The 25,207-nt window shown below is 70.6% G+C and carries 27 protein-coding genes; 22 read left to right on the top strand and 5 right to left on the bottom strand.

Annotated elements, in window-relative coordinates:
• The first annotated feature begins 296 nt into the window (after nt 1–296).
• The 17 genes from flgB to arfA all read left to right on the top strand — a co-directional run bounded on the left by flgB (nt 297) and on the right by arfA (nt 14,891).
• Nucleotides 297–638 carry a flagellar basal body rod protein FlgB gene (flgB, locus tag H284_RS0110730; protein WP_018188968.1) on the top strand — a complete coding sequence of 114 codons (342 nt, stop codon included), beginning with the start codon at nt 297–299 and terminating at the stop codon, nt 636–638.
• Nucleotides 639–666: 28 nt separating this feature from the next.
• On the top strand, nt 667–1,059 hold the full coding sequence (locus H284_RS0110735) for a flagellar basal body rod protein FlgC (protein ID WP_020076224.1): 393 nt from the start codon (nt 667–669) through the stop codon (nt 1,057–1,059).
• Nucleotides 1,059–1,364 (top strand): flagellar hook-basal body complex protein FliE, encoded by a 306-nt coding sequence (fliE, locus tag H284_RS0110740; RefSeq protein ID WP_020076225.1) that lies wholly within the window; start codon nt 1,059–1,061, stop codon nt 1,362–1,364. Before H284_RS0110735 ends, fliE begins: the two co-directional genes overlap by 1 nt.
• Nucleotides 1,364–2,965, top strand: a complete 1,602-nt coding sequence (gene fliF, locus H284_RS0110745; RefSeq protein ID WP_020076226.1) for a flagellar basal-body MS-ring/collar protein FliF — start codon at nt 1,364–1,366, stop codon at nt 2,963–2,965. The genes fliE and fliF overlap by 1 nt, the downstream gene beginning before the upstream one ends.
• Nucleotides 2,962–3,972 carry a flagellar motor switch protein FliG gene (fliG, locus tag H284_RS0110750; protein WP_020076227.1) on the top strand — a complete coding sequence of 337 codons (1,011 nt, stop codon included), beginning with the start codon at nt 2,962–2,964 and terminating at the stop codon, nt 3,970–3,972. Before fliF ends, fliG begins: the two co-directional genes overlap by 4 nt.
• Complete coding sequence (locus H284_RS0110755) at nt 3,962–4,570, top strand: FliH/SctL family protein (RefSeq protein WP_020076228.1); 609 nt, start codon at nt 3,962–3,964, stop codon at nt 4,568–4,570. Before fliG ends, H284_RS0110755 begins: the two co-directional genes overlap by 11 nt.
• A gap of 2 nt (nt 4,571–4,572) precedes the next feature.
• A complete protein-coding gene (locus tag H284_RS0110760) occupies nt 4,573–5,895 on the top strand; it encodes a FliI/YscN family ATPase (RefSeq protein WP_051092457.1) in 1,323 nt (440 codons plus the stop codon).
• Nucleotides 5,895–6,329: a hypothetical protein gene (locus H284_RS0110765; RefSeq protein ID WP_020076230.1), complete on the top strand. Its 435-nt coding sequence runs from the start codon at nt 5,895–5,897 to the stop codon at nt 6,327–6,329. The genes H284_RS0110760 and H284_RS0110765 overlap by 1 nt, the downstream gene beginning before the upstream one ends.
• Nucleotides 6,326–7,018, top strand: coding sequence for a C40 family peptidase (locus H284_RS0110770; RefSeq protein WP_020076231.1), 693 nt, complete (start codon nt 6,326–6,328; stop codon nt 7,016–7,018). Before H284_RS0110765 ends, H284_RS0110770 begins: the two co-directional genes overlap by 4 nt.
• Nucleotides 7,015–8,511 (top strand): flagellar hook-length control protein FliK, encoded by a 1,497-nt coding sequence (locus tag H284_RS20125; RefSeq protein ID WP_020076232.1) that lies wholly within the window; start codon nt 7,015–7,017, stop codon nt 8,509–8,511. Before H284_RS0110770 ends, H284_RS20125 begins: the two co-directional genes overlap by 4 nt.
• A gap of 12 nt (nt 8,512–8,523) precedes the next feature.
• The gene (locus H284_RS0110785) at nt 8,524–8,985 is read left to right on the top strand and encodes a flagellar hook assembly protein FlgD (RefSeq protein ID WP_020076233.1); all 462 of its coding nucleotides are present in this window, start codon (nt 8,524–8,526) and stop codon (nt 8,983–8,985) included.
• A gap of 31 nt (nt 8,986–9,016) precedes the next feature.
• Nucleotides 9,017–10,189 carry a flagellar hook protein FlgE gene (locus H284_RS0110790; RefSeq protein WP_018188958.1) on the top strand — a complete coding sequence of 391 codons (1,173 nt, stop codon included), beginning with the start codon at nt 9,017–9,019 and terminating at the stop codon, nt 10,187–10,189.
• A 119-nt stretch (nt 10,190–10,308) separates the two neighbouring features.
• Complete coding sequence (locus H284_RS0110795) at nt 10,309–10,653, top strand: ArsR/SmtB family transcription factor (protein ID WP_020076234.1); 345 nt, start codon at nt 10,309–10,311, stop codon at nt 10,651–10,653.
• Nucleotides 10,650–11,312 (top strand): cation efflux transmembrane domain-containing protein, encoded by a 663-nt coding sequence (locus H284_RS0110800; protein WP_020076235.1) that lies wholly within the window; start codon nt 10,650–10,652, stop codon nt 11,310–11,312. The genes H284_RS0110795 and H284_RS0110800 overlap by 4 nt, the downstream gene beginning before the upstream one ends.
• A 62-nt stretch (nt 11,313–11,374) precedes the next feature.
• Complete coding sequence (locus H284_RS0110805) at nt 11,375–12,124, top strand: ABC transporter permease (protein ID WP_020076236.1); 750 nt, start codon at nt 11,375–11,377, stop codon at nt 12,122–12,124.
• Between the two features lie 99 nt (nt 12,125–12,223).
• The gene (locus H284_RS0110810) at nt 12,224–13,237 is read left to right on the top strand and encodes a LacI family DNA-binding transcriptional regulator (RefSeq protein WP_020076237.1); all 1,014 of its coding nucleotides are present in this window, start codon (nt 12,224–12,226) and stop codon (nt 13,235–13,237) included.
• 148 nt (nt 13,238–13,385) lie between these two features.
• The gene (gene arfA / locus H284_RS0110815) at nt 13,386–14,891 is read left to right on the top strand and encodes an arabinosylfuranosidase ArfA (protein WP_020076238.1); all 1,506 of its coding nucleotides are present in this window, start codon (nt 13,386–13,388) and stop codon (nt 14,889–14,891) included.
• On the opposite strand, the gene H284_RS0110820 is transcribed toward arfA, so the two are convergent.
• The 4 genes from H284_RS0110820 to H284_RS0110835 all read right to left on the bottom strand — a co-directional run bounded on the left by H284_RS0110820 (nt 14,888) and on the right by H284_RS0110835 (nt 17,631).
• Entirely contained in the window at nt 14,888–15,565 is a 678-nt protein-coding gene (locus H284_RS0110820) for an SDR family NAD(P)-dependent oxidoreductase (protein ID WP_020076239.1), read from the bottom strand. The two genes, arfA and H284_RS0110820, sit on opposite strands and share 4 nt — an antisense overlap.
• A gap of 92 nt (nt 15,566–15,657) precedes the next feature.
• Complete coding sequence (locus H284_RS0110825; RefSeq protein WP_020076240.1) at nt 15,658–16,485, bottom strand: OmpA/MotB family protein; 828 nt, start codon at nt 16,483–16,485, stop codon at nt 15,658–15,660.
• A 1-nt stretch (nt 16,486) separates the two neighbouring features.
• On the bottom strand, nt 16,487–17,305 hold the full coding sequence (locus H284_RS0110830; protein ID WP_018188952.1) for a motility protein A: 819 nt from the start codon (nt 17,303–17,305) through the stop codon (nt 16,487–16,489).
• On the bottom strand, nt 17,305–17,631 hold the full coding sequence (locus H284_RS0110835; protein WP_018188951.1) for a flagellar FlbD family protein: 327 nt from the start codon (nt 17,629–17,631) through the stop codon (nt 17,305–17,307). Before H284_RS0110835 ends, H284_RS0110830 begins: the two co-directional genes overlap by 1 nt.
• 147 nt (nt 17,632–17,778) lie before the next feature.
• On the opposite strand from H284_RS0110835, the gene H284_RS0110840 reads away from it, so the two are divergent.
• A complete protein-coding gene (locus H284_RS0110840) occupies nt 17,779–18,663 on the top strand; it encodes a flagellar motor switch protein FliM (protein WP_020076241.1) in 885 nt (294 codons plus the stop codon).
• A 5-nt stretch (nt 18,664–18,668) separates the two neighbouring features.
• On the top strand, nt 18,669–19,385 hold the full coding sequence (fliN, locus tag H284_RS0110845; RefSeq protein ID WP_020076242.1) for a flagellar motor switch protein FliN: 717 nt from the start codon (nt 18,669–18,671) through the stop codon (nt 19,383–19,385).
• A gap of 10 nt (nt 19,386–19,395) precedes the next feature.
• On the opposite strand, the gene H284_RS0110850 is transcribed toward fliN, so the two are convergent.
• Nucleotides 19,396–20,334 carry an Lrp/AsnC family transcriptional regulator gene (locus H284_RS0110850; protein WP_020076243.1) on the bottom strand — a complete coding sequence of 313 codons (939 nt, stop codon included), beginning with the start codon at nt 20,332–20,334 and terminating at the stop codon, nt 19,396–19,398.
• A gap of 211 nt (nt 20,335–20,545) precedes the next feature.
• Between H284_RS0110850 and H284_RS0110855 the strand changes: the two genes are divergently transcribed.
• From H284_RS0110855 to H284_RS0110865, 3 genes are read left to right on the top strand one after another with little or no spacing between them, the layout of a single operon-like run.
• Nucleotides 20,546–21,892, top strand: coding sequence for an MFS transporter (locus tag H284_RS0110855; protein WP_020076244.1), 1,347 nt, complete (start codon nt 20,546–20,548; stop codon nt 21,890–21,892).
• Between the two features lie 2 nt (nt 21,893–21,894).
• On the top strand, nt 21,895–23,568 hold the full coding sequence (locus tag H284_RS0110860) for an amidohydrolase (RefSeq protein WP_020076245.1): 1,674 nt from the start codon (nt 21,895–21,897) through the stop codon (nt 23,566–23,568).
• Complete coding sequence (locus H284_RS0110865; RefSeq protein WP_231371159.1) at nt 23,558–25,198, top strand: thiamine pyrophosphate-binding protein; 1,641 nt, start codon at nt 23,558–23,560, stop codon at nt 25,196–25,198. Before H284_RS0110860 ends, H284_RS0110865 begins: the two co-directional genes overlap by 11 nt.
• The last annotated feature ends 9 nt before the right edge of the window (nt 25,199–25,207 follow it).

The raw sequence follows: 25,207 nt of genomic DNA on the forward strand, positions 1-25,207 counted from the left end.
TCGTGTGGAGGACACGCGCGAGATGTGTGCACTCTCAGATTCTCAGGTTCTAAAAACCCGACTTGACCAGCAGTTTCCCTCCCATTCTGTGACAATCGAACACCCCTTCGAAACAACACGGGTGTAATTCACATCGGGGTACACGCTGTGGATGACGGTGTGGGAAATCGCTCGGCGAACACGCCCGGGATGTCGTCCCTAACGGGCGGGGGAGAGCTGCCGATAGCTCCTTTCGAGCACGGATCGCTCATCGACTTGGCCACGGATGGGCCGCCCCACGACCCAGGAGTGCAGCTGTGCTCGAATCCGTGACCAGCGCCGCCCTCGCGAGCGCCCTCGACGGCCTCGCCGCGCGCCAACGCGCCATCGCGAACAACATCGCCAACGTCAACACCCCCGGCTACACGGCCGAGCGCGTGTCGTTCGAGGACGCTCTCGCCGCCTCCGTCGCCGACCACGACGGGCACGCAGCCGCGACGACCGCCCGGTCGCTGGAGCCGACGCGGCTCGACGGGAACAACGTCAACCTCGACACCGAGACGCTCTCGAACGTCGACACGGTGCTGCGCTTCCAGTTCGCCTCGCAAGCCGCAGGCGGGCAGTTCTCGGCCATCCGCGCCGCCCTGAAGACCAGCTGAGCCAGGACATCGACGAGAGGAGCACGACATGACCTTCGACGCCATCGGAATCGCCGGGACGGGGCTGAACCTGCACCGCCACTGGCTGGACGCCATCTCCGACAACCTGGCCAACATCAACACCGCGAAGCCGACCAACGGCGCTGCGTTCCAGGCGCGCTACGTGGTCGCGCAGGAGGGCGAAGGCGTCTCCGGCGTCTACGTCGCCGGCGCCGCCCTCGGAAGTGCCGAGGGACGCATGGTCTACGAGCCGGACAACCCCGTCGCCGACGAGAAGGGGTACGTGCGGTACCCCGACATCGACCTGTCCGAGCAGATGGGCTCGCTGATCATGGCGCAGCGCGGCTACCAGGCCAACGCGGCCGTCGTCGACCGCGCCAAGGAGACCTACCAGGCGGCGCTCCAGATCGGGAGGAACTGATGCCCATTCCCGCGATCGGAGCGCTCTCCGGCATCGACGCCACCGCCGGGGTCTCAGCGACCCAGCAGATCGGCGGCACCGGGGGAGCCGCCTTCGGCAACGCCCTCACCGGGGCGATCGACGACCTGCAGGGACTGCAGGGCACGAGCGACCGCCTGGCGATCCAGGCCGTCACCGGCAACCTCGACGACATCCATAACGCGACGCTCGCATCCACGCGTGCCCAGGTCACCCTGGAGCTCGTCGCCGGCGTCCGGAACAAGGCGGTCGACGCCTTCAACGAGATCATGCGGATGCAGGCCTGATGCCTCAGCAGGTGACCAGCTTCTTCCGGCGGATCGGCGACTCGATCCGCGGCTTCTCCGTGGCCCAGCGGGTGATCGCCCTCATCGGTGTCGCGGTCGTCGCGCTCGGCGCGACGGGTCTCGCCCTGTGGGCATCGCAGCCGTCGTACACGCCGCTGTTCTCCGGAGTCGCGGCGTCGGACGCCTCCGCGATCGTCGACCAGCTCCGCACGGACGGGGTGCCGTACCAGCTGACGGACGGCGGATCGACCATCCTCGTCCCGCAGGAGAAGGTCTACGACGAACGGCTCAAGGCCGCTTCGGCGGGCCTCCCGGCCTCCACCACCGGCGGGTACTCGCTGCTCGACAAGATGGGCGTGACCTCGTCCGAGTTCCAGCAGAACGTCACCTACAAGCGCGCGATGGAGGGGGAGCTCGGCAACACCATCGCCGCCATGAAGGGCGTCAAGGCGGCGTCGGTACGACTCGCCATCCCGGAGGAGACGGTCTTCGCGTCCGAGAAGAAGGACCCGACCGCGTCGGTGTTCGTGGAGACGCAGAGCGGGGTGACCCTCAGCGCCGACCAGGTGCAGGCCATCGTGCACCTGACCAGCGCGGCCGTTCCGGGCATGAAGCCGACGGACGTCGCCGTGGTGGATGCCGACGGCACGGTGCTCAGCACGGTCGGCGGGGGCGCGACCGGGGGAGCGGACAAGCAGGCCAGCGACTATGAGACCCGCGTGAAGTCCGCTGTGCAGGAGATGCTCGACAAGGTCGTGGGCCCGGGAAACGCGACCGTCGCCGTCGCCGCCGATGTGAGCACCGAGAGTGCCCAGCGCACGGAGGAGTCGTATACGGCCCCGACGGATGCGCCGTCGCTCAGCGAGACGACCCAGAAGGAGACCTACACGGGCTCCGGCGGCAGCAACGCCGGGGTGCTCGGGCCCGACAACATCGCGGTCCCGAACGGCACCAACGGCAACGGCACCTTCAACTCCGAATCGAGCACGAAGGACAACGCGGTCGACAAGGTCACCGAGCAGCGCACCATCCCGGCCGGTGCCATCAACCGGCAGACCGTCTCCGTCGCCCTGAACTCGGACGCCGTGGGGGATGTCAGCGCCAACGAGATCCGCAACCTGGTCAACGCGGCCGCCGGCATCGATGTGAAGCGCGGCGACGCGGTCAGCGTCGAGATGGTGCCGTTCAGCAAGACCGGTGCGACCGAGGCGGCCAAGGCGCTGCAGGAGGCCAAGGATGCCGCTGCGGCCGACCAGCTCAGCAGCATCATCCGGACCTCCGTCATCGCGGCGGCGATCGTCGCCGCGGCCATCATCGCGTTCCTCCTGTTCCGCCGCGGCCGGCGCCGAGCGGCCGAGACGGCGGCGCTCGCCGAGGACGCCGACACGCTGGCTCTCGACGCAGCGGCCTTCCCGATCGCGCTGGAGCAGGCCGCGCCGACGGTGCCGATGCAGCTCGACCCGCTTCCCGACCCGACGCCCGACCCGGCCGAGGTGGAGGCCGACCGCCGTCGCGCCGAGATCGAGGCGCTCGCCGAGCGCGACCCGCAGCGTACGGCGGAGTTCCTCCGCAGCCTCATGGATGACAGGGCGGGCGTATGAGCACCGCTCTGACCGGCGCGCAGAAGGTCGCGGTCGTGCTGATGAACATGGATCAGCAGCGCGCGGCCCAGGTGATGAAGCAGTTCTCCGACGAGGAGGCCGACGAGATCACCGCCGAGATCCTGCGGCTGCGCCGAGTGGATCCGGGGGTCGCCGAGAAGGCGCTCAACGAGTTCCACGACCTGGCCACCCGCGGTGCGGTGACCACGCGCGGTGGGCGGGACATCGCGGTCGGACTGCTGGAGGCGTCGTTCGGCGCCGAACGGGCGACCGGCGTGCTCAACAGGGTCGCATCCAATCTGGCCGGGAAGCAGTTCGAGTTCCTCGACGCGGTGGAGCCGGCGCAGGTGCAGATGCTGCTCGCCGGGGAGCTGCCGCAGACCAGCGCGCTCGTGCTCGCGCACCTGCGCGCGGACCACGCGTCCCGCGTGCTCGCCGGGCTGGATGACACGGCCCGCACCGAGGTCGCCCACGCCATCGCCACGATGGGGTCGCCCAGTCCGGACGCCGTGCGGGTCGTCGCCGAGACGCTCAAGCAGCGGGCCAGCGCGGTCGTGTCGTCGCGGGCGGCGTCCGACGCCGTCGGGGGAGTGCAGCCGCTCGTCGACATCATCAACCGTTCCGATGCCGCCACCGAGAAGGCCCTGCTGGAGGCGCTGGAGCAGCGCGACCCGCAGCTCGCCGAAGAGGTGCGGTCGCGGATGCTCACGTTCGACGACATCGTCCGGCTCGAGTCGCGCGACGTTCAGCAGGTGCTGCGCGGCGTCGACGCGGCTGTTCTGGCGGTCGCGATGAAGGGCGCGTCGGAGGCGGTCAGCGAGATCATCACCACCAACCTGTCGGAGCGCAACCGCGAGATCCTCGAGGACGAGGTGCGCATCCTCGGCCCTGTCCGCGTCTCGCAGGTGGAGGACGCCCGCGCCGAGATCGTGCGGGCCATCCGCGACCTGGAGGCGACCGGCGCGATCACCGTGCAGCGCGGGGACGAGGACGCGTATGTCGAATGACGCCGCCGTCGCGCGCGACTTCGCGCCGCTGACCGTCCCGGTGCTGGCCGAGACGCAGCACGAGCGCGCCGCAATGACGTCCGCCCGTTCCCGCGGCTACGCGGCCGGCTTCGCCAAGGGGCGCCGTGCGGCCGCACGCGAGCAGGCGGAGTGGGTCGACCGGGCGGACGCCGCCCGTGCCGCCGAATCGGCGGAGGCCGCCGAACAGGTCGCGGTGCTCGCCCGGGCGCTGCGCACGGCGGCCGTCGAGCTGCGGGAGGCGACCGTTCCGGTGCTCGCCGACGCCGAGTCCGCGCTGGTGGATGCGGCGTTCGAGCTGGCGACGGCCGTCGTCGGTGTCGCGCTGAAGGACCGGGTCGCCGCCGCGCGCGCTGCCGTCGGACGTGTGCTGTCCGCAGCGCCGGGCGGTGTCGTGCCGGTGGTCCGCCTCCATCCCGAGGACATCGCCGCCCTCCGCGCGGCCGGGGCGGGGGAGGACCTGCAACTGATCGTCGACCCGACGCTCGCGCCGGGCGACGCCATCGGCGAGCTCCCGCACGGCTGGCTGGATGCGCGCATCCACGCCGCCCTCGACCGGGCGAAGGAGGCCCTGTCGTGAGCATGGTTCTGAGCCCGGTCATCGGCGGTCGCTGGGATGCGGCCGTGGCGGCTGCGCGGGTCGAGACCGTCGGCCGGGTCAGTGCCGTCGTGGGTCTCGGCGCCGAACTCGAAGGCGTTCCCGCCGCCATCGGCGACGTCGTGGTCATCGGGGAGGAACCCGGGGTGCACGCCGAGGTCGTGGCGACGACCGCCGACCGCGTCCGCGTGATGCCGTACGGCCCGTTGACCGGTGTGGCCGCCGGTGCCCCCGCACGCGCCGTGCGCGCCCCGCTGCTCGTCCCGACCGGGCGGGGGATGCTCGGCCGCGTCATCGACGCGCTCGGCCGCCCCGTCGATGGCCGCGGGCCGATCGAGGCGGACGGCTTCGTCGCGCTGGGCAACCGCGCACCCGACGCGATGCGCCGCGCGCGCATCCTGCAGCCCATCGGACTGGGCGTCCGCGTGCTCGACACGATGGTGACCACCGGCCGCGGCCAGCGCCTGGGCCTGTTCGCCGGCTCGGGCGTCGGCAAGTCGTCGCTGCTCTCGATGATCGCGCGGGGGACCGACGCCCAGGTGTCGGTCATCGCGCTGGTGGGGGAGCGCGGGCGCGAGGTGCGCGAATTCCTCGAAGACGACCTCGGCCCCGAAGGCCTCGCACGTTCGGTCGTGGTCGTGGCGACCTCGGACGAACCGGCCGTCATGCGCCTGCGCGCGGCGTTCGCGGCGACCCGCATCGCCGAGGCGTTCCGCGACGACGGCGCCGACGTCGTGCTGATGATGGACTCCCTGACCCGTGTCGCCATGGCGCAGCGCGAGATCGGCCTCTCGGCCGGAGAGCCGCCCGCGACGCGCGGCTACCCGCCGTCGACGTTCTCGCTGCTCGCGCAACTGCTCGAACGGGCGGGAACCGGCGAGACCGGCTCGATCACGGGCCTGTACACCGTGCTCGTGGACGGCGACGACCACAACGAGCCGATCGCCGACGCGGCGCGCTCCATCCTCGACGGTCACGTCGTGCTCGACCGCAGGCTCTCGGTGGTCGGGCACTTCCCGTCAGTGGATGTGCTGGGCTCGGTCTCCCGTCTCGCCTCACGCGTGACGACCCCCGAGCAGCGCGCGGCGGCGATCGCCCTGCGCAGCGTGCTGGCCGCCAAGGTCGCCGCACAGGACCTGCTCGACGTCGGCGCCTACAAGCCGGGGACCAATCCGAAGGTGGATGCGGCGGTCGCCAACGCCGACGCCATCGACGCGTTCCTGCGCCAGGGAATCGGCGAACCGGCCCCGTCGGCGGAGTCGTGGGCCCGGTTGCAGGCACTCATCGGGATGCTGGGAGGCGTGTGATGGCACGAGCATTCGCACTGGCCGGTCTGCTGCGGCTTCGGCAGATCGAGAAGGAGCACGCCGCGAGCGACCTCGCCGCGGCCAACGCCCTCCGGCGGGATGCGGGGGAGCGGCAGGCACGCGCCATCGCCGCACTGCACGCCGTGCCTGTGGACGCGACCGACGCGGGGACGCTCTTCGCCATGGCCGCCGCGCGCGCATCCAGCCGCAGCATGCTCGCCGACCTGTCGGCGCTCGCCGCGGAACGCGAAGCCGAGGCGGCCGCTGCTCAGGAGGCGTTCACCGAGGCCAAGAAGCGCGCGGTCGGGCTGGAGAAGCTGGAGAACCGCCACCGCGCCGAGGTCGTCGCCGGCGAACTGAGCGCCGAGCAGTCGGCCATCGACGAGATGGCCACCGGCGCGTGGCAGCGCGCGCGAGAAGGGGGAGACGCATGACCGTCACGGACGCCATCGGGCGCATCGCGCAGATCCAGGCGACGCTGGTGCAGCTGGAGAACCCGGCGAAGACGGCGGCTGCCGGGTCGGCATCGTCCGCTTCCGGAACGTCGGGGGCGTCGGCCACGTCGGCCACGGACTTCGCTGCTGCGCTGTCCGGCGCGCTCGGTGCGACGAGCGGCACCGGGTCGCCGACGGGCGCCGATGTCGTCGCCGACGCCAAGAAGTACCTCGGCGTCCCCTACGTCTTCGGCGGCACCAGCGCCTCCGGGCTCGACTGCTCCGGGCTGGTGCAGCGCGTGTTCAAGGATCTCGGCATCGACGTGCCGCGCCTCGTCTCCGGACAGTCGACCGTCGGCACCGAGGTGCCATCGCTCGCCCAGGCGCAGCCGGGCGACCTCATCGTCACCAACGGCGGCGAGCACATCGTCATCTACGCGGGAGACGGCAAGGTCATCCACGCTCCGAGCGAAGGGCGCAACGTCAGCCTGGTGGACAACTGGATGAGCGACTCCGACATCGTCACGATCCGGCGGGTGCTTCCGCAGACGGCGCCGGCGAGTGCGGCTCCGGCTGCGGCGCTGGCGGGGCTCGGTGGCTCTGCGTCGTCGGCGTCGTCCGCGTCGTCCGCTCAGGCGGACATGATGCGCTCGCTGTTCGCGTCACTCGTGCAGGGAGGATCCCTGTGAGCCCGGCAACGGTCACGTCCGCGCAGCCCGCTGCGCCGGCCACGGGCGCCCGGTCCGGATCCGGCGCGACCAAGGGTTCGGGCGATGCGTTCGACGCCTTCCTGCAGGGCGCGGTGGATGCCACCCCGCGGGATGCGCACGGCGGATCGCGGCCGAAGCCGGCGCGCGAGCACGACCGGAGTGTGGACAAGCCGGATGCGGCGGGGGCCGCCGCCGCGCGAGACACTGCTCGACCGGCGCAGACCGCGGGCGCGGACGGCCAGAAGGACGCTGCCGCCGGCGCGGACGGCGTGTCAGCGGGTGCCGCAACGACCGGCACGGAAACTCCGTCTTCGTCGACCGCACCGACGCAGGCCGCCACCACGGTTCCGGGTCTCCCGGCCGCGACGACGGACGCCGCAACGTCCCCCGTCGTGACCGCGGCCGCCGCATCCACACCGGCCGACGCATCCCCGATCGTCGCCGCCCCGACCGTCGCTGGCCCATCCGTCGGGGCGCCTTCCGCTGGGGCCCAAACCGTCGACGCGCCGGCCGCCGCGCCTCAATCCGCCGCGCCGACGCCCCCGGTCCCCGCCGCCCCGGCCTCGACTAGAGACATCACGTCACCACTCGACCCGAATTCGAGCACCGAGTCACCGCTCGTGGCGGCCGTCGCGGTCGCGAACGCGGGGGAGAGCGGAGAGGCGGGTGCTCCTTCGCGGCCGGGCCGCGGCACGAGCGGCCCCGCTGCCGCCTCGCGCGTGGATTCGGGCGAGGCTGGTGCTGCCCCGGCTCCGACAACGGGGACCGGCGGAGCGGCGACCGCGCCCGCGGCACCGGCGGCAGGTGCCCAGGCCGCAGCCGTTCCGACGACGCCTCCCCTTTCCCCGCAGACCGCGGCCGTCGGAGCGTCGGCCGAGGCTGCGCCGTCCGCAGCCGCGGCGCCCACCACATCCACTCGCCCCGAGCCCCCGAAGGCCGACCCGGTCGCCGCGCCGACGGCCGCCCCGCAGCCGCTGCCCGGTCTCGACCGCGCTCCGACCGCGCAACCGGTCGCCGCCCCCGCTCCCGCTGCCCCCGCACCGCAGGCCACGCTGGGCGCGCAGCTCGCTCGCCCGGTGTTCACGCTCGCGGCGGCCGGAGCCGGCGAGCACGTCATGACCGTGCACGTCACCCCGGACGCACTCGGGCCGGTGACGGTCCGTGCGCACGTCGGCGGCGAGGGCGTCCGCGTCGAGTTGTTCGCGCCGACGGATGCCGGGCGGGATGCGCTGCGCGCCATCCTCCCGGACCTGCGTCGTGACCTCGGCGGCGCGGGCCTCACCGGGACGCTCGACCTGTCGTCCCAGAACCAGCCGGCGCCGCAGCACGACGCGCCGGGCGGCGGTCGTCACGGCGTACCCGAGGGACGCCCGACCGCACCGCGGGCCTCCTCCGAGGGCGTCGCATCCCCCCGATCCACCCTGTCCGCGCCCGCGGACGAGTCCGCTCACACCATCGACCTGATCGTCTAGAAGGGAGCCACCGTGGCCGTCGACCCCATCACAGGAGCAGACACCGCCTCCACGGGCGGCATCTACTCCACACCGCCGACGCGGACGCCGAAGCAGTCGCTCGACAGCGAGGCCTTCATGCAGCTGCTGGTCACCCAGCTCCGCAACCAGGACCCCAGCTCGCCGATGGACACCAACCAGATGATCGCCCAGACGACGCAGCTGGCCATGATGGAGAAGCTCACCAACATGGACACGACCGCGCAGGAGGGCTTCGCCCTCCAGATGCGGCAGGCCGCGGCCGCGCTCATCGGTCACACCGTGAGCTACCTCGACAAGAACGGCGACACCCAGACCGGGCTCGCCTCGTCCGTCTCCTACGCCGGCGCCGTCCCGATCGTCACGGTCGGCGATCAGAAGCTCGCCCTCGACGCCATCCTCGGCGTGGTCACCCCTGCCCCAGCCGGCTCGGGCTCCACGACGCCGACCGCCTGACCTCACGCACCTTCCTCAGAAAGGAAACGCCATGCTCCGCTCGCTCTACTCCGGAATCTCCGGCCTCCGCTCGCACCAGACCATGCTGGATGTGACGGGCAACAACATCGCCAACGTCAACACGACCGCATTCAAGTCGTCCGCCGTGCAGTTCCAGGACACCCTGTCGCAGCTGGTGCAGGGCGCCGGCGCGCCGCAGGGCCAGACCGGTGGAACGAACCCCGCCCAGATCGGCCTCGGCGTGCTCGTCGCGGGCATCTCGACCAACTTCACGCAGGGCGCCGCCCAGGCGACGGGTCGCTCCACCGACATCATGATCAACGGCGACGGCTTCTTCGTCATGAAGGTCGGCGGCGAGACGGTCTACACGCGCGCGGGGTCGCTCGACCCTGACGCGCTGGGCCGTCTGGTCGGCCCGGGCGGCGCCATCCTGCAGGGGTGGAATGCCGTCAACGGCGTCGTCCAGCAGGGCGGCGCGCTGAGCGACATCACCATCCCGCTGAAGGCGGTCACCCCCGCCGCGGCCACGACGACCTCGAACGTCACCGGCAACCTGCCCTCCGACGCCGCGGTCGGCGACCAGCTGGTGCGCGACATCTCCGTGTACGACGCCAACGGCACCGCCCGCAAGCTCACCCTCACCTTCACCAAGACCGGCACCGGCTGGGATGTGGCGGGCGCCGACGCCGCGGGAGCGACAGGAAACAGCACGCTCACCTTCACCAACGGCGTCCTCACCGGCGGCGGCGCGCTCACCGTCGGCGGCGTCGCGGTCAACCTCAGCGCGGTCACCGGGTACTCCGGCATCACCACGGTCGCCTTCAAGGACCAGAACGGCCGTGCGGCGGGAACCCTCGAGTCGTTCACCCTCGACAAGGACGGCACCATCACCGGCCTCTTCTCGAACGGCGACAAGCAGGCCGTCGGCCGCATCGCGCTCGCCACGTTCGTGAACCCGGGCGGCCTCGAGAAGGGCGGCGGGTCCACCTACCGCGCCACGGTCAACTCGGGCGCAGCCCAGCTCGGCGGCCCCGGCGAGGACGGCCTGGGCCAGCTGCAGGGCGGCTCGCTCGAGATGTCGAACGTCGACCTCTCGCAGGAGTTCACCAACCTGATCGTCGCGCAGCGCGGCTTCCAGGCGAACGCCCGCATCATCACGACCTCCGACGAGGTGCTGCAGGAGCTCACCAACCTCAAGCGCTGACCGCGTCGAAACGGAGGGGATCCGGCGCAGGATCGGTCGGATCCCCTCCGTTTCGTGCATCCGCTGCGGATCCTCTGCCTCACTGCGATTAATACAGCGTTTGCTTTACTATCGGTGTCATGACGATCGTCGCTCCTGCCGCCACCGTTACACACACGGCTGCACTGGCCCGTTTCGGCCATGCGCTCTCGGACCCGACGCGAGTCGGCATCCTGCTCGCGTTGCGTGAGGCCCCGGCGTTTCCCTCCGACCTCGCCGAGGCGCTCGGCGTCTCTCGGCAGGTCATGTCGAATCAACTCGCGTGTCTGCGCGGGTGCGGGTTGGTCGAGGCCATCCCGGAAGGGCGGCGCACCTGGTATCGCCTGGCCGACGGGCACATCGGTCCCGCCCTGCAGGAACTGCTTCGGGTGACGCTGTTCGTCGAGCCCGGATGCTGCGCAGGCGACGAGTGTCACTGCGCATGACCGCAACCGTCTCCGTTGACCGCGCCACCCTCCTGCAGCGCCGGATCCGCTGGATCGTCGGCGCGACGATCGGCTACAACCTGATCGAGGCCGTCGTCGCGATCGCCGCGGGCAGCGCCGCCTCGTCCTCCGCCCTGATCGGATTCGGACTGGACTCGACGATCGAAGTCCTCTCCGCCGCGGCAGTCGCCTGGCAGTTCACCCGCCGAGACCCGGAACGCTGGGAGAAGCCCACCCTGCGGGTGATAGCGGTCGCGTTCTTCGCCCTCGCCGCCTACGTCACGGTCAGTGCGCTCGTGACCCTGGTCGCTCACGTCGAGGTCCATCATTCGCCGGTCGGAATCGTCCTCACCGCGCTGAGCGTGGTCGTCATGCCGTTCCTGTCGTTCGCGGAACGTCGCGCCGGTCGCGAGCTGGGATCCGCGACCGCCGTCGCCGACTCCAAGCAGACGCTGATCTGCACCTACCTGTCGGTCGCCGTCCTCCTCGGACTCCTGCTGAACAGCCTGTTCGGCTGGTGGTGGGCCGACCCGCTCGCCAGTCTCGTCATTGCGGTCTTCGCCATTCGTGAGGGCGTCGAAGCCTGGAAAGGCGATGCCTGCGCGACGTCCGTCGGAATGCTGCTCGACGACGACCACGAGGACGAACACCACCTCTAGCCGCTGACGCGCCTGCGTCGCCTGTTTTCCGCTGCCGCGGCGCCGCGCCGTAGGCTCGTCGGGTGCCCATCGTCCACGAGCTGGCGCCCACGCTGCTGGGCGTCGCCGTGCTCGCGCTCGTCGCGGTCGGGGTGCTCGCCGCTTACGGCGTGCCGCACCGCTGGGCGCCGGCCCTCGCGATCCTCCGCGGCGCCGCGCAGCTGGCCGTCATCAGCGTGGTGCTCGCCGGCGTCATCACCGACCCGCTGTGGGTCGCGCTCGCACTCCTGGTCATGTTCTCGGTTGCGGCCGCGACGGCCACGCGGCGGATCGGATGGTCGTCGGAGCACGCCGTCATGATGGCGACGGCCATGGCGGTCGGCGTCGTCGTGTCGTTCTCGGTGGTGTTCCTCACGGGTGCCATCGAGTTCAGTGCGCGCTACGCGCTCGCGATCGGCGGCATCGTGATCGGCAACTCGATGAGCATCGCCACGCTGGCCGGACGTCGATTCACCGAGGCGGTCGGCGACCACTGGGACGAGGTGGAGGGATGGCTCGCGCTGGGCGCGACGCCCCGGCAGTCGACGCTGGAGCTTGCACGCAACGCCGTCTATTCGGCCCTGATCCCGTCCGTCGACCAGACGAAGACGACCGGACTCGTCACGCTTCCCGGCGCATTCGTCGGAGCGATCTTCGGCGGGGTGTCGCCGCTCGAGGCCGGCCGGTTCCAGGTCGTCGTGCTCGCGGCGATCATGGCGGCGGGAGCTCTCACGGCGGTGATCGTCTCGGCGTGGCTCGCGCCGGTGCGCGTCCGCCCCGCTGCTCTTCGCTGACCCGGCGCCGCGGCACTCGGCGCGCGTTCGGACCGCTCCTGCGACGATCGCCGTTCCAACGTTATAAAGTCACACCAGGACGCCGAGAGGGGAGCGTGCATGGCCGCGACGATGCAGGATGTGAGCGTGCTCGCCGGAGTGTCGGTGAAGACCGTCTCCAACGTGATCAACGACCACCCGCACGTCCGTGAGCAGACGCGACGCAAGGTGCTGGATGCGATCGACGTGCTCGGCTACCGCCCCAACTTCCTGGCGCGTGGGCTCCGGTCCGGGCGGACCAACGTGATCTCGCTGATGATCCCGAACCTGCGCAACGCGTACTTCGCCGAACTGGCGGACGCGGTGATGATGGCGGCGTCCGAGCGGGGGCTGGCCGTGCTGATCGAGCAGTACGGACTCGACCGCGGGCAGGAGATCGGGGCTCTGCGGCATCCACACGCCCAGACGGTCGACGGCGTGCTGCACAGCGTTCTCGCCCTCGACCAGAGCGACGTCGACCTGCTCGCGGAGCTCGGCACGCCGGTGGTGCTGCTGGGAGACCGCAACGTGGATGTGCCGCGCGACCATGTGATCATCGCCAACACCGAGGGCGTCCGGGCGGCGACCGAGCACCTGCTGTCGTCCGGCCGCCGACGGATCGTCGCGTTCGGCGCGCATCCCGCCGCCGTCGTCGGCTCGGCCGCCCTGCGTCTCTTGGGGTACCGTCAGGCGCTCGACGCCGCGGGCCTCCCGTTCGATGAGGCGCTCGTGGTGCCGGTCGATCCCTGGCACCGACGCAACGGGGCCGACGCGATGCGCGAACTGCTCGCCACCGGGATGAAGTTCGACGGTGTCGTCGCGTTCAACGACGCCATCGCCCTCGGGGCGCTCCGCGCGCTGCAGGAGGCCGGACGACGGGTCCCGGAGGACGTGGCCGTCATCGGCTTCGACGACATCGAGGAGACGGAGTACTCCATCCCGAGCCTGTCGACGATCGACCCGGACCGGGAGCGGATCGCCCGCACGGCCGTCGACCTGCTGGTGCGGAGGATCGAGCACCCGGACGAGCCGTTCGTCCCGGAGCGACTGCCGATGCCGTTCCGCCTGGTCGAACGCGAGTCCACGGCGTCCTGACCACGCCGTTTGACACGGTCACCTTCCGTTCTGCATCATGGTTCTACATCGTTATTCTCTAACGTTGTAGACAGCGGTGTCGGCGCGCGAAGGGCTCCCGACGACGAAGGTCTGCACAGCGGCAGAGACTCGAAAACAGGAGACCCTTTTGTCTGAGACCCGCATCGCCCTCGACCGCACCGCGCGCGTCGCCACCGTCAACCGCCGCATCTTCGGCTCGTTCGTCGAGCACCTGGGGCGCTGCGTCTACGACGGCATCTACGAGCCGGGGCACCCGACCGCCAACGAGGACGGCTTCCGTCTCGACGTCGTGGAGCTCGTCCGAGAGCTCGGCTCGACGACGATCCGCTACCCGGGCGGGAACTTCGTCTCCGGCTTCCGCTGGGAGGACTCGGTCGGCCCGCGCGACAAGCGCCCGGTGCGGCGCGACCTCGCCTGGCACTCGCTGGAGTCCAACCAGGTCGGACTCGACGAGTTCTCGCGCTGGCTGAAGCTCACCGACTCGGAGCTGATGCTCGCGGTGAACCTCGGCACCCGCGGGATCCAGGCCGCGCTCGACCTGCTCGAGTACGCCAATCACCCGTCGGGGACGGCGCTCAGCGACCAGCGCATCGCAAACGGCACGCCGGAGCCGCACGACATCCGGATGTGGTGCCTGGGCAACGAGATGGACGGGCCCTGGCAGACCGGCTACATGACCGCGGACGACTACGGCAAGCTCGCCGCCCGCACGGCTGCAGCGATGAAGATGGCTGACAAGGACCTCGAGCTCGTGGTCTGCGGCTCCTCCGGCTCGGGGATGCCGACCTTCGGCGAGTGGGAGCGCGTCGTTCTCGAGCACTCCTACGAGCACGTCGACTACGTGTCGGCGCACGCGTACTACCAGGAGCGCGGCGGCGACCTCGGTTCCTTCCTCGCCTCCTCCGTGGACATGCAGTACTTCATCGACACGGTCGTCTCGACGGCCGATCACGTCGGCTACCGGCTCAAGAGCAAGAAGAAGATCCAGATCTCGTTCGACGAGTGGAACATCTGGTACCTCGACGAGCACAAGGAGTCGGAGGAGGTCAACGACGAGTGGCGGTACGCCCCGCGGCAGCTGGAGGACGTCTACTCGGCGGCCGACGCCGTCGTGCTCGGCAACCTGCTGATCACACTGCTGAAGAACCACGACCGGGTGACCAGTGCCTCCCTCGCCCAGCTGGTGAACGTGATCGCGCCGATCATGACCGAGCCGGGCGGCGACGCCTGGCGCCAGACCACGTTCTTCCCGTTCTCGGTGACCAGCCGACTGGCCCGCGGCGAGGTGCTCCGCCCGCGCATCGAGACCGGCTCGTACGAGACCGCCGTCTACGGCGAGGCGGACCTGGTGGATGCGGTGGCCACCTTCGACGAGGCCGACGGCTCGGCCGCGCTGTTCGTCGTGAACCGGAGCCTCACCGAGACGCAGACCGTCCGGGTGGACGTGCGCGACCTCGGCGTCTCCTCGGTGCGCGAGGCCGTGTCCCTGTGGGATGAGGACGTGTACGCCAAGAACACCCTGCACGATCAGAACCGCGTGGGCCTGCGCCCGACGCCTACCGCATCCCTCGACGACGGCGTGCTCACGCTCGAGCTGCCTCCCGTCTCGTGGACGGGCGTCTCGCTCGGCTAGAGCAGGGTCGTCCCCAGCATCCGGTGGCCGATGGCGATGGACTCGCCGTCGACCGCCGACAGAGGCGAGGTGAGGAAGGCGACCAGGTCGGCGATCTGGTCCGGAGACGATTCCCCGCCCCGCCCCGGTGCGACCTGGGCGTCGGGGGTCTCGGTGACGAGGCCCGGGTTGATGACGTTGACGGCGACGCCCGTGCCGGCCAGCTCGTCGGCGAGGTTCTTCGCGATGAGGATGGTGGATGCGTTGCGCACCACGGCGGTGATGTTTCCGCTGATGTAGGCGTTCTGGCCGCTGATCGCGACGATCCGGCCGAAGCCGGCCTCCCGCATCGCGGGGATCACCGCGCGAGCGACCCGGAGGAACGACAGCGCCTTGCCGTCGATCGCGCTCAGGATCTGCTCGGGGTCGGAGCTGCGGGCGGGGTCGAGGGTCTGCGCCGGCGGCGCGGCCGTCACGACCAGGCCGTCGATGCGTCCGTGACGCTCCAGCACGGTGTCGATGCCGCGGCGCACGGACTCCTCGTCCGAGGCGTCCAACGTGACTCCCTCGGAGGCGTTGCGGGAGGCGACGACCACGGTCGCGCCCTCGGCGCGGAGGCGGTCGGCGACCGCGGAGCCGATGAAGCCGGTGCCGCCGACGACGAGGACGACGCGATTCTCAAGCTGAAGATCCATACCCGTCCCAACCCCGTCGAGTCCACAAAAATTGCACGTCTGAGCCGTGGTTTCTGTGCAGTTTGTGCGTACTCGACGGTGGGTGGAGGGCGTCAGCGGGAGGCGGCGGGGGCCGTGGTGGGCGCGGGCGACTGCAGCGCCTGGGGGATGAGCTTGCGGATGGCGTCGGGCTGCGACGACAGCACCACCACATCCACCCGCCGGTTCTGCGCCAGGTCGGAGTCGGTCGTGCCGGTGTGCCCGGCGACCGGACGCGCCGACCCGAAGCTGACCGCGGCGATGCGCTCCTGCGGGAAGCCGTTCACCTCGACCAGGTGCCTCAGCACGCTGGTCGCTCGGCCGGCGGAGAGCTCCCAGTTGGTCGGATACGGAGCTCCGGGCTGCCGCAGGTCGGCGTGGCCCTCCACCGAGACCTCGTACGCTTCCGGAGCGAGCACCGGTCCGATGTCGTTCAGAACGGACACGGCGCGCGGGCTGAGCTCCGCGCGGTTCGAGTCGAAGAACGTCGAGTTGCCGACCAGGCCGATCGTGAGGCCGCGCTCGTCGATCTTCAGTTCCACCGCATCCTGCAGGCCGTCGCGGGTGAGGGCGGCCTGGATGAGGTCCTTCAGGTGCTGCAGGTTCTGCGCCTCCTGCTGGGCGAGGGCGAAGTCGGTGGATTTGCCGGACTCGTCGACGTGCTTGGGCGGCACCACGACTCCGGATGCGGTGTCGACCTTCTGGGTCTTCACCTGCCCGAAGCCGGTCGCCAGCGAATCCTTCAGCTGCTCGAACTTCTTCGCATCCACCGTCGACATGGCGAAGAGCACGATGAACATGCACATGAGCACGGTGACCATGTCCATGTAGGAGGCCATCCAGCGCTCCTCGTTCTCGTGCTCCTCCGGCTCCTCGTGTCTCTTCCGACGGCGGGCCGACATGTCAGGCCGCTTCCTCGACGGGATCCTTCGAACCGCGTGCGGGCTTGGCGGCCTTCGCGGCGCCCTTCTCGGCGTCGCCGTCCGGGACCATCGCGCGCAGGCGCTCGCCGAGGAGGCGCGGCTGCGAGCCGGATTGCACCGCGAGCACGCCCTCCATGAGCAGGGTCATGCGCTCCACATCCAGTTCGGACAGCCGGCGCAGGCGCGCGCCCAGCGGGAGCCAGAGGAAGTTGGCCGACAGCAGACCCCAGAGGGTCGCGACGAACGCGCTGGCGATCATCGGCCCGAGCTCGCCCGGCTCGGCCAGGTTCTCGAGCACGTGGGTCAGGGAGACGACGGTTCCGATGATGCCGATCGTTGGCGCATACCCGCCCATCGCGCTGAAGAACTTTGCGGCGACCCGGTCCTTCTTCGACCGTGTCGCGATCTCGTCCTCCAGCAGCACGCGCAGCTCGTCGCCGTCGGTGCCGTCCGCGATGTTCTGCAGTGCGCGCTTGAGGAACGGGTCGTCGACGTTGTCGGCCTCCTGCTCCATGGCGAGCAGGCCGTTGGCGCGGGCCTTCTCCGCCAGGCCGACGACCTGGTCGATCACCTGCTGCGGCGGCTCCACCTTCCCGCGGAGCGCGCGGGGGAGCGCCTTGACCGCGGTCAGGAAGTCCTTGATCGTTCCGCTGGCGATCCCGACCGCGATGGTGGCCCCGAAGACGAGCACCATGGGGGCGGGCAGCAGCAGAGCGCTCAGGTGCGCGCCCTCCATCGTCACCATCGCGACGACGGCGCCGAACGCGAGGACGATGCCGATGATCGTTGCCGGGTCCATTACTTCTTCCTTGCTCGCAGGGGGACGGCGCGGGCTTCGGGGTGAGCCCTCCCCGTCTCGTCGTCTTCCAGGCCGGTGAGCGTCACGAGCCCGAGCGGCGGCGCGGGAACGGGTCGCGGGCCGGCGGCGGGCAGATCGTGGGCGAGCGCGATCACGCGCGCCCGGTACGCGGCGATCTTCTCGATCACTTCGGACATGGACTCGGTGACGATGAACTTCGCCCCGTCGACCATGACGAGAGTGGTGTCCGGACTGGCGTGGATGCGCTCGATGAGGTCGGGGTTGACCGCAAACTGGCTGTCGTTCAATCGGGTGACGACGATCATGGGCGCGAATCCTGGTCTCGGCTCCGGGTGAGCCGTCACGAGTGCACTATCGGCCCGCGTCGGTCGGTCGTTAGGGGGACGCGGGGTGGATGGAGAGTGGAAGTGCTGTGGCTAACGGACACCGATACCCTGCCGATAGTCCCTCCCGTGACGACTCTGCAGGCCCCGTCGCCGGACGCCCCCGAGGCGCCGGTCTACGACTTCCGGCGGCCGACGACGCTCGCGCGCGAGCATTCGCGCGTGCTGGAGCTGGCGTTCGAGACGTTCGCCCGGCAGTGGGGCACGCAGCTGACCGCGAAGGTGCGCGTGCTCAGCCAGGTGGAGTGCGACTTCGTCCAGTTGCAGACGTACGACGAGTACGCGGCGTCGCTTCCGGCGACCACGGCCATGGTGCTGTGCGAGCTGGAGCACATCGCCCCGAAGGCGGTCATCCAGTTCCCGACCACGGCCGCCCTCTCGTGGGTGAACGCGATGCTCGGCGGTCAGGGCACCCCGGTCGATCACGAGCGCACCTTCACCCAGATCGAGCACGCGCTGGTGCGCCGGCTGATGGATGACGCACTGGAGGATCTGCGCTATTCGCTGGGCTCGATCCTTCTCGCGCCGATCACCGTCGACGCCATCCAGTACAACTCGCAGTTCGCGCAGGCCGCGGCGACCTCCGAGCTGATGATCGTTGCGGGTTTCGAGCTGCGTGTCGGCGAGAACGTCGCCCGTGCGACCGTCGCCCTGCCCGCCGTCGCCCTGCTCCCGCAATTGGGCGAGACGAATCCGACCCACACCACCGAGAACGCGCGCGAGCTGGTCGACGCCCAGCTGGCGCGCGTCCCCGTGGATGTTGCCCTGCGGCTGGCCCCGGCGGCCGTGCGTCCCAGCGTTGTGCTGGGGCTGGCGGTCGGTGACCTGCTGCCGCTCCCGCATCCACAGCACCGACCCTTCGATCTCACGGTCGGCGGGCAGACCGTCGCTTCGGCCGCTCTCGGCTCCAGCGGCTCGCGTCTCGCCTGCGTGATCGTCAACACAGAGGACTGATTCCGATGAGCATGACCAGCACCGCACACGCCTCCGGCCTCTCGCTCGGGCAGGCGCAGGCCGCCGCCGAGGCGCTCGCCCGCGTGCTGCCGACCGGCGCGCCGCTGACCCCGCTGCTGTCGCAGGGGTCGGATGTGCAGGACGCGGCACGTGCCGTTGTCGCGACGTTCGTCGGCGCCGTCTCCGCCGATCTCGCCGTCGTGCTGCTCGAGGCGCCGCAGCTGGTCGACGAGGGTGCGGACGGCGCGCCGGTGGTGGCGCTCCAGGATGTGCTGCAGCCGGCCCTCGAGGCCGCCAGCGACACGCTCGGCGCGGGCGTTCTGGATGACGCCCGCCCGGACGACGCCTCGGAACTGTTCGCCGACCCGGCCACCTCGGTCTTCGCCCTGTCCGGTCCGTCCGGGGTCGCCGGCTGGTTCGCGGTCCGCGGCCGCGCGTCCGTCGCCGAGCGTACGGGCAACAGCGCGCTGGGCGGCAAGCTGGCACGCATCAGCAACGTCGAGATGGCGCTGACCGTCGAGATCGGCCGCACCCGCATGGCCGTGCGCGACGTGCTCGCGATGGAGCCGGGCGCGGTCATCGAGCTCGACCGCTCCGCCGGGTCGCCTGCCGACGTGCTGCTCAACGGCCGCCTGATCGCGCACGGCGAGATCGTGGTCGTCGACCAGGACTACGCGGTCCGCATCACGAAGATCCTCGACACGGCGGAAGACCTGGACTGACCGAAGCTCGCTACGGCCGCACGATGCGGCCGAGCGTGCGCGTGTAGTCCTCTTTGATGATGTCGAGGTGCGCCCAGGTCTCCAGCGACCCGACGCTGGGAAGCGCGCGCAACTCCTCGATGATCGCGAGCACGCTTGCCGTCGCGGTTCCGACGATCGTGGCGATGACGTCGTAGGCACCGTGCGCGGCGGCCGCGAGGTCGACCGCGGAGGTCGCGACGAGGTACCGGTGCACCGGATCGGGGTCGCCGCGCAGGGCGATCCCGACGCCGACGGCGACGCGGTTGCGGGAGAGACCGCCGGCGTCGATCGCCGCGATGCGGATGACACCCGCGTCGAGCAGCCGGCGCACACGCGCACGCGCTGACGACGGGGAGAGCCGGACCGCGTCGGCAAGAGCCCTGTAGCTGGCGCGACCGTCGTCCTGCAGGATCGCGATGAGGTCGTGGTCGAGCCGATCGAGACGCACATCGCTGACCGACGCGGCCGTGATGAACTCCTTCAGCAATGCGTCGTAGGTGGTGACGCGCACCCGCCGTACGCCGGCGATCGCCCGGATGGCGGCCAGCGTGGCGCTCAGCTCGTCCGCATCCCCGTGGCGCGACTCGAACACCAGGGAGGAGGCGCCGGCGACGAGGGAGACGAACACGGTGTCCGGCAGCTCGGCGATCCGCTCGGCGACCGGTCGGGCCGGCCCGTCCACGTCGACGAGCCCGTGGATGAGCACATTGAGGCCGGCGAATCCGGGGTCGAGCGCCGCGACGACGCGCAGACCGTCGCGGCCGATCAGCATGCTGAGACGCCGCGAGACGAGGTCCCGCGAGACCCCGAGGGTGCGGGCGAGCTCGTGGATACTCGCACGGCCGTCCGCCTGCAGGGCGCGCACCAGGCTGCTGTCGAGCGCGTCGCTGTCGCGATCGGGGGTGCTTCGGTCGTGGCGGATCGGCACATCGGGCAGAATACCCGGAATCGCTCCCCGTGTGCGTCGAATCGTCGGCGCGAGGACAATGGATGTGACGATCCGCGCCATAAATGACGGTCGGGTGAAGCAGATCGACGGCCAGTGGCGCTGCGTCACGCGGAACTGCGCTTGCGCCCGCGGCCGGACGGCGTGAGACTTCACGACGAACTTGATGACAATACGAGCAAAGGAGCTGTGTGTGTCTGTCACCGAAGCGCGTCCCGTCGGACACCGTCGGGCGCTGAAAGCCGGTCTCGCCTCCGTGGTCGGGACGACCATCGAATGGTACGACTTCTACGTCTACGCGACGGCCGCGGCCATCGTCTTCCCCCAGGTGTTCTTCCCCGAGGTCAACCACGCGCTCGGAACGCTCGCGTCGTTCGGCACCTATGCCGTCGCCTACTTCATGCGCCCGCTGGGCGGCATCATCTTCGGGCACATCGGCGACAAGCTCGGCCGCAAGCGCGCGCTGACCCTGACGCTGTTCATCATGGGCGTCGCCACCGTCCTGGTCGGCTGCCTCCCCGGCTACGCCGCCATCGGGATCGCCGCGCCCATCCTGCTGATCCTCCTCCGCATCGCCCAGGGCCTCGCGGTCGGCGGCGAGTGGGGAGGCGCGAGCCTGATGTCGGTGGAGAGTGCGCCGCCCAAGTTCAAGACCTTCTACGGCGGGTTCACCCAGCTCGGCAACCCGCTCGGAGCGCTCCTGGCGTCCGGAGCCTTCTGGATCCTCGCCGCAGCGGGCGACGACGTCCTGCTCACGTGGGGCTGGCGCATCCCGTTCCTCTTCAGCATCGTGCTGATCGGCGTCGGCATCTGGGTGCGGTACCGGGTGGAGGAGACCCCGGTCTTCGAGGAGAAGATCGAGGGTCACACGCAGTCCACCCCGATCCTGTTCGCTCTGCGGAACAACTGGCTGCCGATGCTGCTGGGCTTCTGCACCATCGCGATGTCGTCGGGCGGCTACGTGATCGCGACCACGTTCGTGCAGAACTTCGCCACCAGTCCGGAGGTGGGTCTGCAGGCCAGCATCATCCTCGGCGCCATGACCGTCGCATCGTTCGTGGAAGCGCTGGTCACCCTCCCGCTGGCGATGCTGGGCGACAAGTGGGGCGGCAAGCGCGTCATCATCCTCGGCTCGGTGCTCTCCTTCATTGCCGTGATACCGCTCGTTCTCGTCATCCAGAACCACCAGGTGGCCCTGATCTACGTGTTCGTCAGCGTCATCCGCATCACACTCAGCGGAGCGTGGGCCCCGCTGTCCACCGTGATGACCCAGATGTTCCGGCCGCAGGCCCGCTACACCTCCATGTCGCTGTCGTACGGGATCGGCGCCGCCGTCTGGGGCGGCCTGTCTCCGGCGATCGCGACCGGGCTGATCGTCGCCACGGGCACCTTCTGGTCGGCGATCTGGTTCTTCGGGGCGCTCGCGCTCATCGCGGTGATCGGCACGTGGTTCGCCCCACAGCACTCCGACTCCGCCCCGGTGACCGGGTCGTTCAACCCGCGCCTCGACACCACCGCCATCAACACGACGAGGATCTGACCGTGCGACACCTGGCCACTTTCGACGACCGCGACTCGGCCCCGACGGTCGTGACCGCGGACCGCATCCTGACCGTCGACGACAGCGCCCCGCGTGCGGAGGCCATGCTCACCGCGGGTGGGAGGATCCTGGCCGTCGGCACGCGGGACGAGGTCGAGTCGGAGGCGCGCGGGCTGGGCCTCGAACCACGTCACGCCGACTTCCCGGGCGCGACGATCGTGCCGGGTTTCGTCGACGCGCACGCGCATCCCCTCATGTACGGGCAGCTTCTCACCTGGGTGGATGTCAGCCCCGAGAAGGCGGGCTCGATCCCGGAGATCGTGGAGCGGATGCGCGAGGGCGCCCTCCGGCTGCCGCCCGGCGTCCCACTGCGCGGCTACGGCTACGAGCAGCGCAACCTCGCGGAGCGCCGGCACCCCACCAAGGAGGAGCTGGACGCGATCGCCACCGACCGCGAGGTGTACGTCATGAACGCCTCGGGTCACGGGGGAGTGGTCAACACGTTCACGCTCGACACGTACGGGATCACCCGCGACACCCCGAACCCGGAGGGCGGCGAGTTCTTCCGCGACGCGGACGGCGAGCTCACGGGCGAGCTGTCCGACGCCGCCTGCAACGTGCTCACCGGTCTGCACGGCGTGAAGATCGGCCACCACGGCCCGAACTTCCACCTCGGGGATGAGCCGGCCGAGCACCAGCGCCAGCTCGACATCGCGCAGCGCGAGTTCCTCTCCGCCGGCGTCACCGCGCTCGGCGACGCGCAGGTCTCGAAGCGCGAGCTCGCCGCCTACCTCGCGATGGCGGACCGCGGCGCGCTGTCGATGCGGGTCTCGATGTACCTCCTGTCGCATCTGCTCGACCAGGCGATCGACATCGGCCTCACCGGGCCGTTCGGCAACGCGTTCCTCTCCGTCGCGGGCATCAAGCTGTACGCCGACGGCACGCTCGGCGGCTGGACGGCGTACTTCCCGGAAGGGTACGTGGGCGACCCGTGCCGCCGCGGGCAGCTGTACCACGAGCCCGCGGAGTACGCGGGACTGGTCGCGAAGGCACATAGCGCCGGGCTCCAGACGGCGACCCACGCGCAGTCGCCGACCGCCATCGCGATGGTCGTCGACGCCGTCGAGCAGGTGCTGAGCGAACATCCCGATCCGGATGCGCGGCACAGGATCGAGCACTGCGGACTGCCGGCTCCTGCCGAGATCGAGCGGATGGCGCGCCTCGGCATCCGGCCCGTCAACCAGACCCAGCACTACTACAACTGGGGCGAGGGCGTCGAGCAGGCGATCGGGACGCCCGGCGAGCGCTTCAACCCGCTCGGCGAGTTCCTCGAGGCGGGAGTGCCGGTGACGATCTCGTCCGACGCTCCCGTCGCCGAGCCGCGGCCGCTGGAGGCGATCCAGGCCGCCGTGACCCGGGTCACGCGCCGCGGCCACAAGCTCGGCCCGGACTCTTTGCGCATCAGCGCGGAGGCGGCCCTGCGGGCGCACACCCTGGAGGGGGCGATCTCCCTCGGCCGCGAGAACGAGTTCGGGTCGCTCGAACCGGGCAAGCGGGCCGACTTCGTGGTGCTCGGCGCGAATCCGTTGATGGTCGAGGCGGACACCATCGCGGACATCCCGGTCGTGGCGACCTGGGTGGACGGCACCGAAAGGCACCGTGCCGATGTCGCCTGAGACCACGGAGGAGGGCGCCGAGATGGAGACGCAGACCAGGCGCACGACCGGCTGGGCCGTCATCGAGACGCTGCGCGGCTACGGCGTGGACACCGTGTTCGGGATCCCGGGAACGCACAACCTGGAGTTCTACCGGCCGCTCCCGGCGCTCGGCGTGCATCCCGTGACCACCCGTCACGAGCAGGGCGCCGGCTACGCGGCCGATGGATGGTCGCTGCAGACGGGCATGCCGGGCGTGGTCATCACCACGAGCGGACCCGGCCTGCTCAACGCGCTCTCGGCGGCTGGAACCGCATACTGCGAGTCGCGGCCCATGATCCTTCTGGCGCCCGGGCCCGCGCGCGGGCACGAGTTCGCGGACGCGGGCACGCTGCACGAGACCAAGGACCAGCTGGGCGCCGCCTCCGCCATCGTCGAGTGGGGGCGCCGCGTGCAGTCGGCCGAGGAGGCCGTCGACGCCGTTCATGACGCGTTCGCGCTGTTCGCGACCGGGCGACCACGCCCGGTCTACATCGAGGTGCCGCTCGACCTTCTGGAGGAGGAGGCCGAGCTGTCGCCCGAGGTCGTGGCACCGCGCCGCCCCGCAGGCATCCCGGCGCCCGAAGACGCTGCGATCGCCGAGGCGGCCCGACTGCTCGCCGCGGCGAGCGACCCCGTGATCCTCGCCGGCGGCGGATCGCGCCGTGCGACCGTCGAACTGCGCGCCCTGGCCGAGCGCCTGGGTGCACCGGTGGTCACGACTCTCAACGCGAAGGGCGTGCTCGACGAGCACCACCCCTTGTCGCTCGGTGCGAACCTGCGGCTGGCCGCCGCGCGCAACCGCGCCAGGGATGCGGATGTGCTCCTGGTCGTCGGCTCGAAGCTCGGCGAGGCCGAGCTGTGGGTCGAGAAGCTGGAGGCGCGCGGGCGCGTCATCCGCATCGATGTGCTGGAGTCGCAGCTGCACAAGAACCAGCCGGCCGAGATCGGCATCGTGGCGGACGCAGCGGCGGCGCTCGCCGCGCTCGCCGAAGCACTGAGTGCCGGTGAGCCGTCGACCGACGCCCGCGTGGAGGAGACCCTCGCAGCCGTAGCCGCCGAATGCGCCGCGCTGTCGCCCATCAACACCGCGATCGCCGACGCCATCGCAGCGACGCTCCCCGCCGACGCGATCGTCACCACGGACTCGTCGCAGATCGGCTACTGGGGCCTGCTCAACCGGCTCCGGGTCGCCACCCCGAACTCCACGCCCTACATGGCCACGTACGCGACGCTCGGCTACGGCCTGCCTGCGGCCATCGGCTCGCGTATCGCCGCACCGCACCGACCGGTGTTCGCCGTCGTCGGCGACGGCGCGCTCATGTTCTCCCTCCAGGAGTTCATGACGGTCGTCGAGCAGCGGCTCGACATCACCGTGATCGTCGTCGACAACGGCGGCTACGCCGAGATCAAGCAGAACGAGGCGGATGCCGGGATAGCGCCCATCGGGGTCGACCTCGCGCAGCCCGACTGGGCCGCCCTGGCCGCGGCGTTCGGCGGCACGGGACACCGGGTGCGGTCCGTGGGCGAGCTTGCGCGGGCGGTCGCCGTCGCGGGCGAAGCAGGCGGTCTCCACCTCATCCACCTGCCCCAGTCCGACTTCACCGAGTGAGGAACCACG

It is taken from the genome of Cryocola sp. 340MFSha3.1, assembly GCF_000383315.1.
In the GTDB taxonomy this organism is placed as follows: Bacteria; Actinomycetota; Actinomycetes; order Actinomycetales; family Microbacteriaceae; genus Leifsonia.